Source organism: Marinomonas balearica (assembly GCF_004362145.1).
Classification (GTDB): domain Bacteria; phylum Pseudomonadota; class Gammaproteobacteria; order Pseudomonadales; family Marinomonadaceae; genus Marinomonas; species Marinomonas balearica.
Genome location: NZ_SNXC01000010.1, coordinates 404,450 through 419,472, shown reverse-complemented (window position 1 = coordinate 419,472; position 15,023 = coordinate 404,450). Strand labels below are relative to the sequence as shown.

The window sequence follows — 15,023 nt, the reverse complement described above, 5'->3', positions numbered from 1 at the left end:
CCACTCAGTTAATCGACACATCACTGACTTCATACAAGACGTAAGAGGCGCACTCAAACTTGAAGATACTCCAACAGCTCATAGGGCTGCATACATATGTCACCTAATGCCCGCCCTGCGCGTATTGCCGCATAATTATGCCAAGCAACGGCAATAACCGTCGCCTCAAACGGTTTAGAATAATAAGCTAAACAGCTTGCTATCATACCGCTTAACACATCACCAGAACCGCCTTTAGCCAGCCCAGGACAAGGGTTACCTGTAATAACAACTCTACCATCTGGCGCTGCGATAATACTGGAGACATCTTTCAAAACAACAACGGCACTATAACGACGACTCAAAGATTTAGCCGAGTTCACTAAGTTTGCAGAAACGTCGTCAACACTAAGCTCTAACAATCGAGCAGCCTCACCGACATGAGGCGTAAGAACAGCATTTCCTTGCAACTCTAGAGTTGGGGTGACAGATAACCAATACAAAGCATCTGCGTCAATTACTTTACGGCAACTAAGCATCATAGCTTGTCGAAACAATGCTTCCCCCCATGGCTCTCGCCCAAGCCCTGGACCCACCAGCAAAATTGAATCATCGTTTCGCAGGGCATTAGTTAAAGGCATGTCCTCACTAGAAACAGCCATAACAGACGGGCTTCGAGCAAGCAACGGCGCAATATGCCGTTCACGCGTCATTACACTCACCGTCCCTGCACCCGCTCGTGCCGCGCCCGATGCAGCCATTATAATCGCGCCGCCATAACCATAATCTCCACCGATGACAGAAATATGACCGTAGGAACCCTTATGTGAGACGGGGTAACGAGCACAGGGAGATAATTTACCAATACTAGACGACTCGAACCTAAAACTAAGCTTTGGCGACTCTATCGATACACTGTTCAGCTTTTCACAAATGACACTTCCAGCACAAACCAACCCTTTACGAAGATAGAAACCTTGCTTATCTTCGATAAAGGTCACCGTAACGTCAGCGATAATCGCATTTAAATCAGCCTGCCCCGAATCCACATTTAATCCTGTTGGAGCATCTACTGACAACACTCGAGCACCACTTACACGACTTCTATTGGCCCAACAACACAGGCGTAGTATTTCGCCCTGTAACTCTTCGCGCCCACCAATACCTAATATCGCATCGACAATGACACCCGCGGCATCGGCGCTACCATCCAACTCGCTGGAGGGTCGCACGTCGACACCACTCGCCAACAACACTTCCCAAGCTTTTTGCGCATCACCATTTCGAGCTTTTGAGGCTACGTCATAGACCTGCACTGTCATTCCATGATCAAAGAGAAGCGCCGCCAGCAACGCTCCGTCTCCTCCGTTGTTCCCGCCGCCACATAAAACAGTGTACTTTTGGACACTTTGAAATCGCCGACACACTTGATCAAACAATGCCTGAGCGGCACGCTCCATCATAGGATAGCTCGCACCTTCTACCGAAAACGAAGCGGTCTCTATTGCACGAATAGAGGCGCTATTCGCAACAGGAAAAAGCAATTCAGAAATTCCATCCATAAAGTCGCACCGGTTAGAAAGCCAACACATGCATTACTTATTACTGAAGTATTGCAGAGCGCCTTAGCAAGCGAAATAAAAGCAGAGAAAAACGGCTAACCCCGATCAAATCGACCTGCCGCTTTCCTTTTGAGAGCACTAAAAATGTCACAGATGAACAAAGCTTAACTTCAGCTTTTATAAAAACCCTTTATTCCATACCAAAAAGTGTTTTTCGGTAATGCTTAAGTTCGCCGATAGACTCCACTATGTCATCCAAAGCCAAATGTGCGCCTTTCTTTTCAAACCCTTCCAGCGCTTCAGGCTTCCATCGACGCCCTAATTCCTTAAGGGTACTTACATCAATGTATCGATAATGGAAAAACATTTCCAATTTGGGCATATATTTATAGAGAAAACGTCGATCTTGCCCAACGCTATTGCCGCAAATTGGAGATTTTCCTGCAGGAAGATACTTTTCAAGAAACGCAATCGTTTCACTTTCAGCCTGCGCCATTGAAATTGACGAATCTAATACCTTCTGAGTCAGGCCCGACTGACCATGATGAGTTGTACACCACTCATCCATTGCGTCCATCACACTTTTTTCTTGATGAACAACCAAGTTAGGCCCTTGCGCCAGTACGTTTAGATCTTTATCGGTAACGATCGTCGCGATCTCAATTATTGTGTTAATTTCAGGATCAAGTCCGGTCATTTCCAGATCAATCCATACTAAATTTTCTTCGCTATAGCTCATAGAATGCCGAAGTCCTTTATTATCAATGCTAAGCATTATAATCTATGCGCCAAATATTATGGTCAAAAAATTAGAATGTCGAAGCGAAAACTTACTAAACAGCAAACTTGGCGAATAGAACGGATTCAACAAGAACGGGCTGAACGCACAAAAAAACGCGCTAACAAAGCGGAAGAAGCCTTACAATCTTCGGATTTAGGCCCTGAAACTGAAGGCGTAGTCATCTCTCACTTTGGCACACAAGTCGAAGTAGAGGGAACACTTGAGCCGTATTGCGACGTATCCACTCGATGCAACCTCAGAGCCAATTTGGGTCAGTTAGTCACTGGAGATAAAGTTGTTTGGCGACCCAAGCATACGGAAGGCGGAGTCGTCGTTGCCAAGCAAGATCGTAACACGCTGCTTCAACGGCCTGATATGCATGGTCGATTAAAACCCGTTGCGGCGAACATCGATAATATCGTGATTGTTATTGCGGCCGAACCCGTTCCTCACGCGAATCTCATTGATCGATATCTTGTTGCATCTGAAACCGTAGAAATCCCACCAGTTATTTTGCTCAACAAATGCGATCTAATTGATGAAGAAAATCAGACTGAGCTGAATACACTGCTTAAAACATACGAAGAGCTTGGCTATCGCGTAATACGCACTTCGACAAAAAGCGAACAAGGAATGATGGAACTTCACGAGTTCCTTCGAGAGAAAGTAAGCGTATTTGTTGGGCAATCTGGCGTAGGAAAGTCATCTCTCATTGGCACACTACTCCCCGACATCGAGATCAGCGTCGGCGAGCTGTCCCAGAAGAAGAAAAAAGGTACCCATACAACAACGACAGCCAGACTGTTTCACATGCCGCTGGGAGGCGACTTGATTGATTCTCCTGGGATCCGTGAATTTGGGTTGTGGCACATCTCAGAAGAAGAGCTTTTGGAAGGGTTTATAGAATTCCGTCCTCACCTCGGCTATTGCCGTTTTAGAGATTGCTCACACGAGAAAGAGCCGGGATGCGCTATTAGAAAAGCACTTGAAGATGGCGAGATTTCCTCTCATCGATTTAACAGTTACCTTCGTATACGACAATCAATACGAGATAACGACGCTTTTTAACTGCCGTGCCATTACACCAAACACTGACGCTATTAAAGTTAACCGCTAGAAGACCACCTCTGGAACGAGGTGTAGGTCTTCTTGCTGGTACTGCTCCCCAAAGTTACGTCGATTAATATCGAGCATTTTTTTGTAAGCCTCATCAGTTAGCAATGTAATACTGATTCTTCGGTTTTCAGCACTGGCGGGATCAAAGCGGTTGTAAGGAATACTGTCAGCCAATCCGATCACTTGCGCCATTCGTTTATCTACAACTCCCCCTTCCTCTAAAATTTTTCGCGCAGCGTTTGCTCTCGAAGAGGAAAGATCCCAGTTATCATTTTCCGTTTCATTGACATAGGGACTGGAATCAGTATGACCTGAAATGGAAATCGGGTTTTTCAATTCCGTCAGAATCGCCCCAATACTAAGTAATACGTTCTCTGTATCGGGCATTAACCTAGCGCTGCCTCGCTCAAACATCGGTTTCGTAGGGTCATCTAGTAAAGTTATTCGGACACCTTGAGGCGTGATTTCAATCCTCATATTACTTTCTTCAGAATCCATCAGCCCTTGTCGCTTTAATTCTTGCTCAAGAAGGGCATTCATTCGCTCAATTTCTTTACCGTCATTCCCCTCACCGCGCTTAACTTCTTGACTCTGTAGATTGGTACTTCCAGGCTCAGGAAGATCTAAATCAAGCTTTCTTTCGTTACTTTTCGCAGGGCTTCCTCCCAAATCAATCGGGCTTGCGCTAAACCCTGCTGTTGATGGCCCTAAAGGGTCGTTAAAGTAACCTTCGATTGCGGTCAATTCCTCAGGGGATGCGACGTTAATAATCCATAACACAAGAAAAAATGCCATCATCGCTAACGCAAAATCCGCGAGTGCAATTTTCCATGCACCGCCATGATGTCCGCCTTTACGCACTTTTTTAATTCTTCGAATGACTAACTCTTCACCAGACATGTCACAGGCTCCGCTATCGATATTGCTTAATGTCTTCAGATAACTCGATAAAGCTAGGACGCATATCAGGGGGCAGCAATTTCCTTCCTGTTTCCACTGCAACTGCTGGTGGGTGTCCCGATACAGTAGAAATCATAGCGGCCTTCACACACAAATACGCCTTGAGTTCATGTTGACCCAACGCTTCTAGATGAGCAGAAGCGGGACCAACAAAGCCATAGGCAAAAAATATACCTAAGAAAGTCCCCACCAATGCCGCTGCCACATGCGTACCAATTTCTTCCATTGATCCGCCGATAGAGCCCATAGTGATCACAATCCCTAAAACCGCCGCAACAATACCAAAACCAGGCAACCCCTCTGCCACTCGGTTTAGAGCATGAGCCGGCTGTTCTAGTTCTTCGCTAATTTGCTCAATTTCTGAGTCTATTAACGCTTCCAGTTCATGTGAAGGTAATCCCGTCAGTGTATAGATTCGATAATTATCAGTCAGAAAATGAATCAGATGGTGATCATTCAAAACATCGGGAAAGCTGCGGAACACATCACTTTCAAAGGGATACTCAATGTCGTTTTCGATTGCAAGAAAACCTTCGAGTCGACTTTTTTGAAACAGTGAATATAAAGCCCCTAACAGCTGAGCGTAGAATGCTTTCTTGTGTTTACTCCCCAAAAAAATTTGAGGCAGCATTTTAAAAACACGCACCTGAAGAGTAAAACTATTGGCGATCATAAACGCACCAAATGCAGCACCACAAATGATCAAAATTTCGAAAGGCTGCCACAACGCCACGATGTTTCCGTGAGACGCCAGATAACCTGTCACAACGCTAATAATGACTACTAAAATACCTAGCAGTGCAAACATATTTTATTCCTTCAATTCACACAGTGTATGCTCTATGAGAAATATGCAGTATGATTAATAAAATCAAGGATTTCACATTCAATGCAGTGGGAGTTGTCCCTTAGGGTCTAAATGTAACGAGCTATGATGAACAAGTCACCCTTTAACCTTGAAGAATGGCTAATTTTTTTAAAGGACAAGAAGTTTCCCGTAGAGACGAGCAACCTTGCCAGATTAAAAAATCAAATAAAATCGCCTTATGAAACCCTAGACAGAATGCGCTCAAATATCGCTTCTGAGCCTTTTCTCGCCTTCGCTATACTAAATGAAGCAAACAAAGTCGTACCGAACAAGCGAGCCGACATAAAAAACCCAAGTCATGCTGCCTCCATGATAGGCATGAGCGGTATTGAACGTGTCGTTGGCCAACTTGAGCCATACGAATACTCACGAAAAAATCCGGCCCAAAACGCGCTTCTAAAAGAAGTTCAAGTCAGTTACGAAGCGGCATCGATCGCAAGACGATGGGCTATCGAAAAAAACATTTCTCATACAGATGACGTTTTTTGGATTACCTTTTTCAGAAACGCAGTACGTTGGCTGTTGTGGTTCCACGCCCATGATAAAATGGAGCAAATAACACATCAACAAAAAAGAGGAACACCGTCAACACAAGCCGAGTTGGAAAATCTTGGTTGCCGAATCGATGAGATTGCCGTCAAAATGTTACTTCATTGGCAGGCCCCCGAAATCGTCATTAATTCGTTTCTTACTAAGCACATACCGTCTGCAAAAGAGTTGCAGACATTAGCGGCACTAACAAAACACGCCGATCAAATCCCCGGTTTTTCAGAAGATAAACGCCTTACTATTTTAGCAAACGGGCACTTAATACTGACCTATTGCGCATCCAAAGTCGCTCAAGAAGCCGATGTATTAGGATGGGGAAGCAAACAGCTGGTATTTTTCTATCGAGTCATCGCTGCCGTTCTGCATGACAAACTCGGAAAAGTCATCCAAGCAACGCATTTTGGTGCTGTCGAAGCCGCAACAGAATTCATAAATGACGCAAAACCTTCGCTTGCAAAACAACTGCTCTCGCCTCTTTTATACACAAAAACCAGTCAAATAAGAGCAACAAAACGATCAAATATTTCACCCGATCAACAGCTAAAAAAGGCACTTGAAACACCGGGGCTTTCCAGCAAACAAAAAGCTGCGTTAGTAATGAAAATCATAAGAGCAAATATTGACGCCGCTCAGCACACTATCATCTTCAAGCATTCACAAAGCAAAGGGTCGTTATCCCCGATTCTACAATATGGATACGACATCGATGTTCTAAAAGCAATAAAGTGGAATCATCCATCTTCAACATTTGACCGTTTAAAACAAAAACGCACCGCAGTACTCCTGTCGGACAAAAAGCTACAACAAGTATTAAAAACACTTCCCGGCAATTCAGACCAAATCGTCGACGACAATGGCAATCTTATCCTTGCCTCCACTCAAGTTTCAAAAGACGAGCAGCATATATATTGGGTAGAAACCCGAAAAAAATTCAGTGAGAACGACTATAAAATGGTGAAACAACTTCTCACCATTGTTAGCCAATAAAACAATATTAATGACATTAAACAGGAAGTCTTTCGTGAACAAAGACCAATTATTCGCCCTAGCCCAACACATAACACCTCAAAAAGCGCTTTCTAGATTTGTTGGAAACATTGCTGAGTGTAAAAATAACTGGGTAAAAGACACATTCATTGGGCAATTTGTAAAAAAATACAATGTAGATATGAGTGAGGCAATCAATGAAGATCCTTTCTCATACCAAAACTTTAATGATTTTTTCACTAGAGCCATAAAACCCGAATTAAGACCTATCACCCAAACAGAAAACAGCATTGCCTGCCCAGCAGATGGCGCAGTCAGCCAGTTAGGTGACATTGAATACGGAACCATATATCAAGCAAAAGGACACAACTACAGCTTAACTTCATTACTTGGTGGGGATGCAGAGCTCTCAAACCAATTTTTAGGCGGTAAGTTCGCAACTGTTTACTTATCTCCAAAGGATTACCATCGAGTTCACATGCCTCTTGATGGCAAACTCACTAAGATGATACACGTTCCTGGCAAGCTGTTCTCCGTCAATAAAGTTACCGCAGAGCAAATCCCAAGCGTCTTTGCTCGTAACGAACGCACAGTGTGCCTGTTTGAGACCGAAGCCGGCCCAATGGCTGTAATACTGGTCGGTGCAATGATCGTTGCGAGCATTGAAACCGTTTGGGCTGGCCAGACAACGCCTTTCAGCAAAAATGTCACAACTTGGGATTATGCAAAGCTCAGTACAATATCCTTGAAGAAAGGTGATGAATTAGGACGCTTTAAGTTGGGTTCAACCGCCATCGTACTATTTGGCAAAGATGCTGTTGAATGGGAAGCAACACTCGAAGCCGATAGTCCAACAAAAATGGGAATGCTATTTGGTTCTATCAGCCAATAAATCTATTTTTCTTTTCAACGGCACAAAAAAAACGCGGCTTAAACAAGCCGCGTTTTTTCATCTATAAACAGCTAAAAATCAGTGCTTCGTATGATGGTCTGGATCATTCGGATATTTCATGCGTTTTCTATGTTCTATAAATTCATCTGTCAAACAATACGAGCCATCTTGTTTATGTGAAAGCGCACCTCGATTAACCAATGCCTCTAACGTTTTGGGCAATACCTTCTGCTTTCTATCTCCCTTAACGAAGAAAAACTGCTCGTCTGACTGAATCAATTTGTAGCCTGACTCTAAGAACCCAACACAGAGGTTTTGAGTTGGCGTCAATTTAAGTTTCATTATCTGACCCTCAATCGCCTATAAGCTCTTTGCTCTAACTATAGACAATAATTGAGATAACAAAACTTTATTGACGTTAAACACCGTAATTAGCGTTTTATCCAACCCCCAATGGCTTATTCTGAAAAGACTACAGTCTTATTACCATGAACCAACACGCGATCTTCTAAATGGTATCTAAGGCCGCGAGATAACACCAACTTCTCGATATCTTTACCTAATCGCACCATGTCTTCCGCCGTATGACTGTGGCGAACACGAATCACATCTTGCTCAATTATAGGTCCAGCGTCTAAATCCGCGGTAACATAATGACAGGTCGCCCCTATCAACTTAACACCACGTACAGCAGCCTGATGGTAAGGCTTCGCTCCAATAAAAGACGGCAGGAAACTATGATGGATATTGATCACGCGATGTCGGTACTTTTCACACAAATATTCAGGGAATATTTGCATATAGCGCGCTAATACAATCGTGTCAGCATTCGAATCGTCAATGCACTTTTCAATCGCCTGAAAAGCTGGCATTTTGTCGTCTTTAGGCACTGGAATGCAGTGATAAGGTACCTTATACCACTCAACCATAGATCGAAGCTCTTCGTGGTTGGCGATCACCCCAACGATGTCGCAGCTCAACTCTCCTGTATGCCAACGATGCAGTAAGTCATTCAAACAATGCGACTCTTTCGTCGCTAGCAACATGACCTTTGGTTTATCTGAACTGTCATTTACATACCAACTCATATCAAACTGCTCAGCAATCGGAGCAAATTGCTCTCTAAACTCCTCAACACTTATCTTGAGAGATTCCGCATCAATAACATGACGCATAAAAAACCATTTCTGCTCAGGGTCAGTATGGTGGCTCGCCTCAATAATTGAGCCTTGACGCTCATTCAAAAATTGACTTACTGCGGCAACAATACCCACTCGATCGGGGCAACTAATAACTAAACGGTAGTGTTTTTTCATGAAGAAACTTAATATTCTTTTAAAATCAATAATTTAACATCAAAAAATCTAGATTTTTCAAATCAGTAGGAAAATTATACTCTAACGTAAGTATATGCGCGAACTACAAGCTTATTTTCCAAACTTCCTGAGAGTTAACCGCGTTTCTGAATCACCCAGCACTGATGTATCTTACTGTTCCGCTGAAAATCAGGATCAAGCGTTTGTGGCGTAATATCTTTCACCAAATAACGCTCTTCTATACTGGCATCCAGTGCAAAGCGACGATAATTATTGGAAAACACCAACTGACCATCAGTCGACAATCGATCCATTGCCAGATCAATCAACTCAATATGATCTCGTTGAATATCCAGAACATTCGACATTTTTTTAGAATTAGAGAACGTCGGAGGGTCCATGAAAATAAAATCAAACTCGTCGGTCGATTTCCTCAACCACTCAAAACAATCTGCGCGCACTACTTTGTGGTCTCGCTCAGAAAACTCATTTAGTTCAATATTTCGGCGAGCCCAATCCGTGTAAGTGTTTGACATATCGACACTCAATGTCGACATCGCTCCACCTTGCCCAGCATGTACGGATGCAGAAGCGGTATAGCAAAACAAATTAAGGAAGCGAGCGCCATTTGCATTGTCTTGTATGTACTTCCTGACTGGACGGTGATCCAGAAACAGTCCTGTATCAAGGTAATCTTTGAGATTAACAATAAAATCACAGCCATATTCCTGCACAATCATCTCATGCTGAGAAGTAGCAACTTTTTCATATTGCTGCTTACCACTTTGGCGTTGACGATGTTTCACCACAACATTCGTTTCTGGGATGTTCAACGCACTCGGAATCGCCGTAACTACTTCCATTAGCCTTGTTCGCGCTTTTTGCTCATCGATACTTTTTGGCGCTTGATATTCCTGTACATGCGCCCAATTGTCATACAAATCAATCGCGACTGCATATTCAGGCATATCGGCGTCATAGACTCGATAACAAGACACCTTGCTTTGGCTGATCCATTTTTTAAACCGCTTCACATTCTTCTGAAGTCGGTTGGCAAACATTTGAGCACCTTGACTCATTACCGCTTGCTGACGATCACCTCGCTTAATATTGTCATCTGCAACTGGGTAGATGTAAAAACGACACTCTAATCCACCGTTTAGAATTCGAGTGTTTTTCTCTGGACGAATAGGAACCTGCCTCGCCAACTGATCATTACTCGTCAGCAGTGCACATACGCCACCTTTTGCGTTATCAGTCACCCAATAACCAAGCTGAGAATACAAAGAGATCAACGCCATTTCATCGCCAAGCCGCTCACCGTATGGAGGGTTAACGATGACAAGTGGCACTTCACCCTGCCAATCAAACTCATGCTCCTGAAACGCACTTAAGGAAACATCCACAATACCAGTCAGACCTGCACGCTTTATATTTTCACGTGCTGCTGCAATGGCTTTTTGTTCTCTATCAGTCCCTTGAAAAGTAACAGTTAGATCGTTCGGCGCAATGCGTTCATTTTTGGCAAAATCCTGAAGTTGCTGCCAAAGGCGATGATCGTGCTGCTTCCACCCCTTAAACCCCCAATACTGACGACGCAAGCCCGGAGCAATATTCAGTGAAATCAGTGCAGCTTCCACCAAAAATGTTCCCGACCCACACATTGGGTCGACTAACTGAGAAAAAGAGCTGCCTTTCGCCCAACCTGCTCGCAACAACATACCTGCAGCCAAGTTTTCCTTAAGCGGCGCCATTCCTCCTTGCTGGCGATAACCTCGCTTATGCAAACTGTCTCCCGACAAATCCAAACTTACCGTAACTTTCTCGCGCTTAACACGCACGGCAATACGAACATCGGGCTGTTGCTTTTCTACGTTTGGCCGTTGGCCCGTCTTTTCTACGAAATAGTCCGCAATTGCATCTTTGGTTTTCAGAGCACCAAATTGAGTATTTCGAATTTCTTTATTCGTACCGTGACAGTCAATCGCAATAGTACTGTGAACAGATAAGTGATCGGACCACTCAATACTCTTCACACCTTTATAAAGGTCGTCGGCGGTGTCCATATTAAAATGAGTAAGTGGCATCATTACACGCGTCGCCACTCTGGACCACAAACACGCTAAATAAACACCTTTTAGGTCGCACGTTAACTTAACCTGAGCCTCGCCCAATCGAGTATCCGTTAACCCTAATTCGTGTAATTCTTTCTCTAGGACGTTTTCCAAACCAATTGGACACGTAAGTTCTATCGAGAATGTATTACTTGCATCTAATTGATCATTAATGTTTTCTGTCATTTTTATTACTTTTTAGTTAATTTTTTCACTCTTTATAGAGCAAAGTATTATTTAGACAAGTCGCTTTTTTTAGTCTATTCATTAAATCTTGACGATGAAAAACTAAATGAGAGGAAAAATCCTATGAAGAAGCAGAAACGAGATCTTCATCAACGTGCATATGTTAAAGGTTACCGAGCTGGTATGGCTGGCCGCTCCAAAGCCCTCAGTGAACGTTGCAACACCCAAGCTCGACAAGATTGGTTGACGGGCTGGCGTGAAGGCCGTGAAGATATGTGGAACGGATTTACCCCTGTCGATGGCACCTACAAGGCTGCCACCTTCTCTCAATAACTTCTTCTTTCACCTTTCAACAAGAAACGGACTAAAAGAAAAAGGCCAACTGAAACGTTGGCCTTTTTCATATTAACGTCTCGTTTCTCTCAAATAAGCATCGGTACTGGTGATCGCTTCACGTATCAACTCAGGCCCCCGATAAATAAAGCCAGAATAAACTTGAACCAGTTTCGCTCCAGCTTCTAGCTTCTCAACAGCATCTTTGCCGTTTTCGATACCACCCACTCCAATGACAGGCAGCTCATCTTTTAAATACTCAGACAAAACACGCACAACATGAGTAGACTGCTCTCGAACAGGCGCACCGCTTAAGCCACCCGCCTCAGCTTCATAACGATGACCTTTTACCGCTTCGCGTGACAAGGTTGTATTTGTTGCAATAATGCCATCGACTTTCTGCTCAACAAGCGTATCTGCCACCAGCTTAATCTCATCGTCCGTCATATCCGGCGCAATTTTAACCGCTAAAGGAACTTGTTTGCCGTATTCATCAAAATAGCGATTCTTTGCTTCAATGAGCGGGGAAATCAATTCTGCTAAACTTTCGCCGAACTGCAGTGAACGCAACCCAGGTGTATTGGGTGAGCTTATGTTTGCAGTAATATAATCAGCGTAAGGAATAACCTCTTGCAGACACGTCAAATAATCTTGCGCTGCATCCTCAACCGAAGTCGTTAAGTTTTTACCTATGTTAATTCCCAAAATGCCTTTGTATCGGTGTTTTTTCACTCTAGAAACTAGGTGATCCACACCTTTATTATTAAACCCCATACGGTTAATTATCGCATTGTGCTCTGGAAGTCTAAATAAACGCGGCTTTGGATTACCACTTTGCCCTTTAGGAGTCACCGTTCCGACTTCAACGAAGCCAAAGCCAATCGCACCCAATGCCTCAAATGCATCTGCATTCTTATCTAGCCCAGCAGCAAGACCTATGGCGTTAGGAAATCTCAACCCCATAACATCAACTGGCTTGGATTCAGGGACATTCGGAAACAAACCACTTAATCCAAGTCGGCCCGTCGCTCCAAGTAGCTCTAAGGACAGTTCATGGGAAACTTCAGGGTCTAACTTAAAAAGAAGAGATCTGGCGAGATCGTACATTAATATAAGCCTTTTAGGTAATTATCTTAATTCTTTGTATTACTAACTAATCTTTTTGATTCCGACTAGCTTTTTGCTCTCATCAAATTCCACTTCAAATGAACCAAACAATCCGTGATGAGTAACAAATTTTTGAAACGCGATCAGAGGCAATTGCACCTTCCTGCCATCTCGACTGTGCGCTACCAAATTTTTCACAGTCCCTTTGTACATTTCTTTGTATTTGAAAGCAGATAAATTAACGTCAATTACAATTATTGCCATTTATGTTCCTAAACCATTTATCTTTAACAATCGAATGCACTCGCATACCGATTGATTTGCGAAATATTGCCCTTATTATATGTTCAAAGTCTTATTTTTAATAGAAGTATAAGGAAGTTAGGTTAGATGATTAACGCCTTAAATAAACTCAAAGAGCATCTAAACCAAGCCATTCTTGGGCAAGAAGAGCTGACTCGCGACTTACTGGTGGCACTAATCGCCAATGGGCATATCTTATTAGAAGGCCCGCCAGGCATTGCAAAGACCACCGCAGCTAAGTCGCTAGCAAATGCAATGAACGCGAGCTTTCAACGCATTCAGTTCACACCAGACCTTTTGCCTGGGGATGTCACAGGCTCAGACATTTATCAACAAGACACTGGGAAATTTTCTTTCTCTCCTGGCCCACTCATAAACGAAGTTGTTTTGGCCGATGAAATAAACAGAGCACCTGCAAAGGTTCAGTCTGCGCTGTTAGAAGCCATGGGAGAACGCCAACTTACAGTGGGAGGCAACACTTACTCTCTCCCTGATCTCTTTTTTGTCATCGCGACTCAAAATCCGATCGAGCAAGAAGGCACCTACCCTTTGCCAGAAGCGCAACTTGATCGCTTTTTAATGAAGCTGATAATAAAATACCCTTCTAAAGACACCGAATTGGCGGTAATGCGCTTAATTCGCCAACAAGACAATAAAGAGATCAATGCAGATTCATTCTCAAACATCGTCAATCCAGACGAAATAAAGAGTTTGCAGAAGGAAGCGCTCTCTCTTTATATGGCGGAGTCTGTCGAGCAGTACATTGTCGAGTTAGTCATGGCAACTCGATTCCCGTCACACTATATTGATGAGATCAAAGACGATCATCAAATCATTGAATTTGGGGCCAGCCCACGCGCCACCATTGCGTTAGATCGATGCGCACGAGCAAATGCCCTAATTGTAGGAAGAGATTTCGTGACACCGGATGATGTTCGCCAAGTTGCCTCTCAGGTACTTCGCCATAGAATCATCCCATCCTTTGAAGCGGAAACAAATGCACTTACCAGTGATGACATTATTAACCTAATTTTAGCTAAAGTGCCCGTAGTTTAATGCTGCAACGAATTCAACGCCCCAATAGTCCAGAACTAAACAAAGCATCGATTCAAGAGTTGATGCTTATTGCTCGCTCGCTTAAAAAAATGGGGAACAAACCACCCAAAGCACGTTCTGAACAAGGTGAGCACAAAATAAGAATAAAAGGGCACGGTCTTGAACTGAAAGAACTCAGAACCTACCAGCCAACAGACGAACCACGCCACATCGATTGGCGAGTGTCAGCAAGAACCGGAGAGCCTTATACAAGAGTGTTCGAAGAAGAAAAAGAACACAGCCATGTATTGATCACTGATTTATCACCAAACGCATATTTCGGCACTCGTGATACTTTCATATCCACTCGATATGTGCAGCTTGCTGCGTTAATTGGTGGCAGAGTGAAACACTTAAGAGACAAATTTGGCTATATCTCTCAGTTCGGCGATGAATGCATGGCAGACCTAGCAACCAGAAACTGGCACACGTTCCAAGAATCGCTCGTTAGTATGTCACGACTGGATCAACGACAAAAAAAAGTAAGCAATGAGCTCTGCGCTTTAGACTCATTCTCCAAAGAGTTGCGTTCAAAAAATATCATTCTACTTACCGACAAAGTTCAGGTTAAACAAACGAACATCGAATGGCTAAAGCGCATAACAAAAAAGAACCAAGTAACTTGGATTAATATTGAAGACACCAATGCTTCACGGTTACCTACAGGCACCTATCATTTTATGACTTCTGAAGGAGAGTCTACGAGGCACATATCAAATTCTCAGTCCGAATCCAATCCGTACCAGAATAGCAAACTGCAACTGCAACAAGAACTCACATCATTTGGAGCTCGGTTTTTAAGTTACGATTTAGTAACGCCCCCATTATCAATTATAAACGCCCTGACTCACTACGGCTGCTTAAGGTAAGACGAT

General features: G+C 43.4%; 15 protein-coding genes. 6 read left to right on the top strand and 9 right to left on the bottom strand.

Annotated elements, in window-relative coordinates; genetic code table 11:
- Nucleotides 1-53: 53 nt before the first annotated feature.
- The gene (locus DFP79_RS07075; protein ID WP_166637662.1) at nucleotides 54-1,541 is read right to left on the bottom strand and encodes an NAD(P)H-hydrate dehydratase; all 1,488 of its coding nucleotides are present in this window, start codon (nucleotides 1,539-1,541) and stop codon (nucleotides 54-56) included.
- Nucleotides 1,542-1,731: 190 nt separating this feature from the next.
- A complete protein-coding gene (orn, locus tag DFP79_RS07070; RefSeq protein WP_133503225.1) occupies nucleotides 1,732-2,280 on the bottom strand; it encodes an oligoribonuclease in 549 nt (182 codons plus the stop codon).
- Nucleotides 2,281-2,355: 75 nt separating this feature from the next.
- Here orn and rsgA point away from each other — a divergent pair, with 75 nt between their 5' ends.
- Nucleotides 2,356-3,390: a small ribosomal subunit biogenesis GTPase RsgA gene (rsgA, locus tag DFP79_RS07065; RefSeq protein WP_133503224.1), complete on the top strand. Its 1,035-nt coding sequence runs from the start codon at nucleotides 2,356-2,358 to the stop codon at nucleotides 3,388-3,390.
- Nucleotides 3,391-3,435: 45 nt separating this feature from the next.
- Here the strand turns inward: rsgA and DFP79_RS07060 are convergent, their stop codons facing one another.
- Both DFP79_RS07060 and motA read right to left on the bottom strand, forming a co-directional pair.
- Nucleotides 3,436-4,338 (bottom strand): flagellar motor protein MotB, encoded by a 903-nt coding sequence (locus DFP79_RS07060; RefSeq protein ID WP_133503223.1) that lies wholly within the window; start codon nucleotides 4,336-4,338, stop codon nucleotides 3,436-3,438.
- A 13-nt stretch (nucleotides 4,339-4,351) separates the two neighbouring features.
- Nucleotides 4,352-5,206, bottom strand: coding sequence for a flagellar motor stator protein MotA (gene motA, locus DFP79_RS07055; protein ID WP_133503222.1), 855 nt, complete (start codon nucleotides 5,204-5,206; stop codon nucleotides 4,352-4,354).
- A 123-nt stretch (nucleotides 5,207-5,329) separates the two neighbouring features.
- Between motA and DFP79_RS07050 the strand changes: the two genes are divergently transcribed.
- Nucleotides 5,330-6,802, top strand: coding sequence for an HDOD domain-containing protein (locus DFP79_RS07050; protein WP_243730221.1), 1,473 nt, complete (start codon nucleotides 5,330-5,332; stop codon nucleotides 6,800-6,802).
- A gap of 34 nt (nucleotides 6,803-6,836) precedes the next feature.
- Nucleotides 6,837-7,694, top strand: a complete 858-nt coding sequence (gene asd, locus DFP79_RS07045; protein WP_133503220.1) for an archaetidylserine decarboxylase — start codon at nucleotides 6,837-6,839, stop codon at nucleotides 7,692-7,694.
- Between the two features lie 78 nt (nucleotides 7,695-7,772).
- On the opposite strand, the gene DFP79_RS07040 is transcribed toward asd, so the two are convergent.
- The 3 genes from DFP79_RS07040 to rlmKL form a co-directional block, all read right to left on the bottom strand.
- Nucleotides 7,773-8,036, bottom strand: coding sequence for a formyltetrahydrofolate deformylase (locus DFP79_RS07040; RefSeq protein WP_133503219.1), 264 nt, complete (start codon nucleotides 8,034-8,036; stop codon nucleotides 7,773-7,775).
- A gap of 116 nt (nucleotides 8,037-8,152) precedes the next feature.
- Nucleotides 8,153-9,010: a formyltetrahydrofolate deformylase gene (gene purU / locus DFP79_RS07035; RefSeq protein WP_133503218.1), complete on the bottom strand. Its 858-nt coding sequence runs from the start codon at nucleotides 9,008-9,010 to the stop codon at nucleotides 8,153-8,155.
- Between the two features lie 134 nt (nucleotides 9,011-9,144).
- Entirely contained in the window at nucleotides 9,145-11,310 is a 2,166-nt protein-coding gene (gene rlmKL / locus DFP79_RS07030; protein ID WP_133503217.1) for a bifunctional 23S rRNA (guanine(2069)-N(7))-methyltransferase RlmK/23S rRNA (guanine(2445)-N(2))-methyltransferase RlmL, read from the bottom strand.
- 123 nt (nucleotides 11,311-11,433) lie between these two features.
- Between rlmKL and rmf the strand changes: the two genes are divergently transcribed.
- Nucleotides 11,434-11,643, top strand: a complete 210-nt coding sequence (gene rmf, locus DFP79_RS07025; protein WP_133503216.1) for a ribosome modulation factor — start codon at nucleotides 11,434-11,436, stop codon at nucleotides 11,641-11,643.
- Between the two features lie 72 nt (nucleotides 11,644-11,715).
- Here rmf and DFP79_RS07020 read toward each other — a convergent pair whose 3' ends face one another.
- Together DFP79_RS07020 and DFP79_RS07015 are read right to left on the bottom strand one after the other, a co-directional pair.
- A complete protein-coding gene (locus DFP79_RS07020) occupies nucleotides 11,716-12,750 on the bottom strand; it encodes a quinone-dependent dihydroorotate dehydrogenase (protein WP_133503215.1) in 1,035 nt (344 codons plus the stop codon).
- Between the two features lie 42 nt (nucleotides 12,751-12,792).
- Complete coding sequence (locus tag DFP79_RS07015) at nucleotides 12,793-13,014, bottom strand: DUF2835 domain-containing protein (protein ID WP_133503214.1); 222 nt, start codon at nucleotides 13,012-13,014, stop codon at nucleotides 12,793-12,795.
- A 126-nt stretch (nucleotides 13,015-13,140) separates the two neighbouring features.
- Between DFP79_RS07015 and DFP79_RS07010 the strand changes: the two genes are divergently transcribed.
- On the top strand, nucleotides 13,141-14,109 hold the full coding sequence (locus tag DFP79_RS07010; RefSeq protein WP_133503213.1) for an AAA family ATPase: 969 nt from the start codon (nucleotides 13,141-13,143) through the stop codon (nucleotides 14,107-14,109).
- Nucleotides 14,109-15,017 (top strand): DUF58 domain-containing protein, encoded by a 909-nt coding sequence (locus tag DFP79_RS07005; protein WP_133503212.1) that lies wholly within the window; start codon nucleotides 14,109-14,111, stop codon nucleotides 15,015-15,017. The genes DFP79_RS07010 and DFP79_RS07005 overlap by 1 nt, the downstream gene beginning before the upstream one ends.
- The last annotated feature ends 6 nt before the right edge of the window (nucleotides 15,018-15,023 follow it).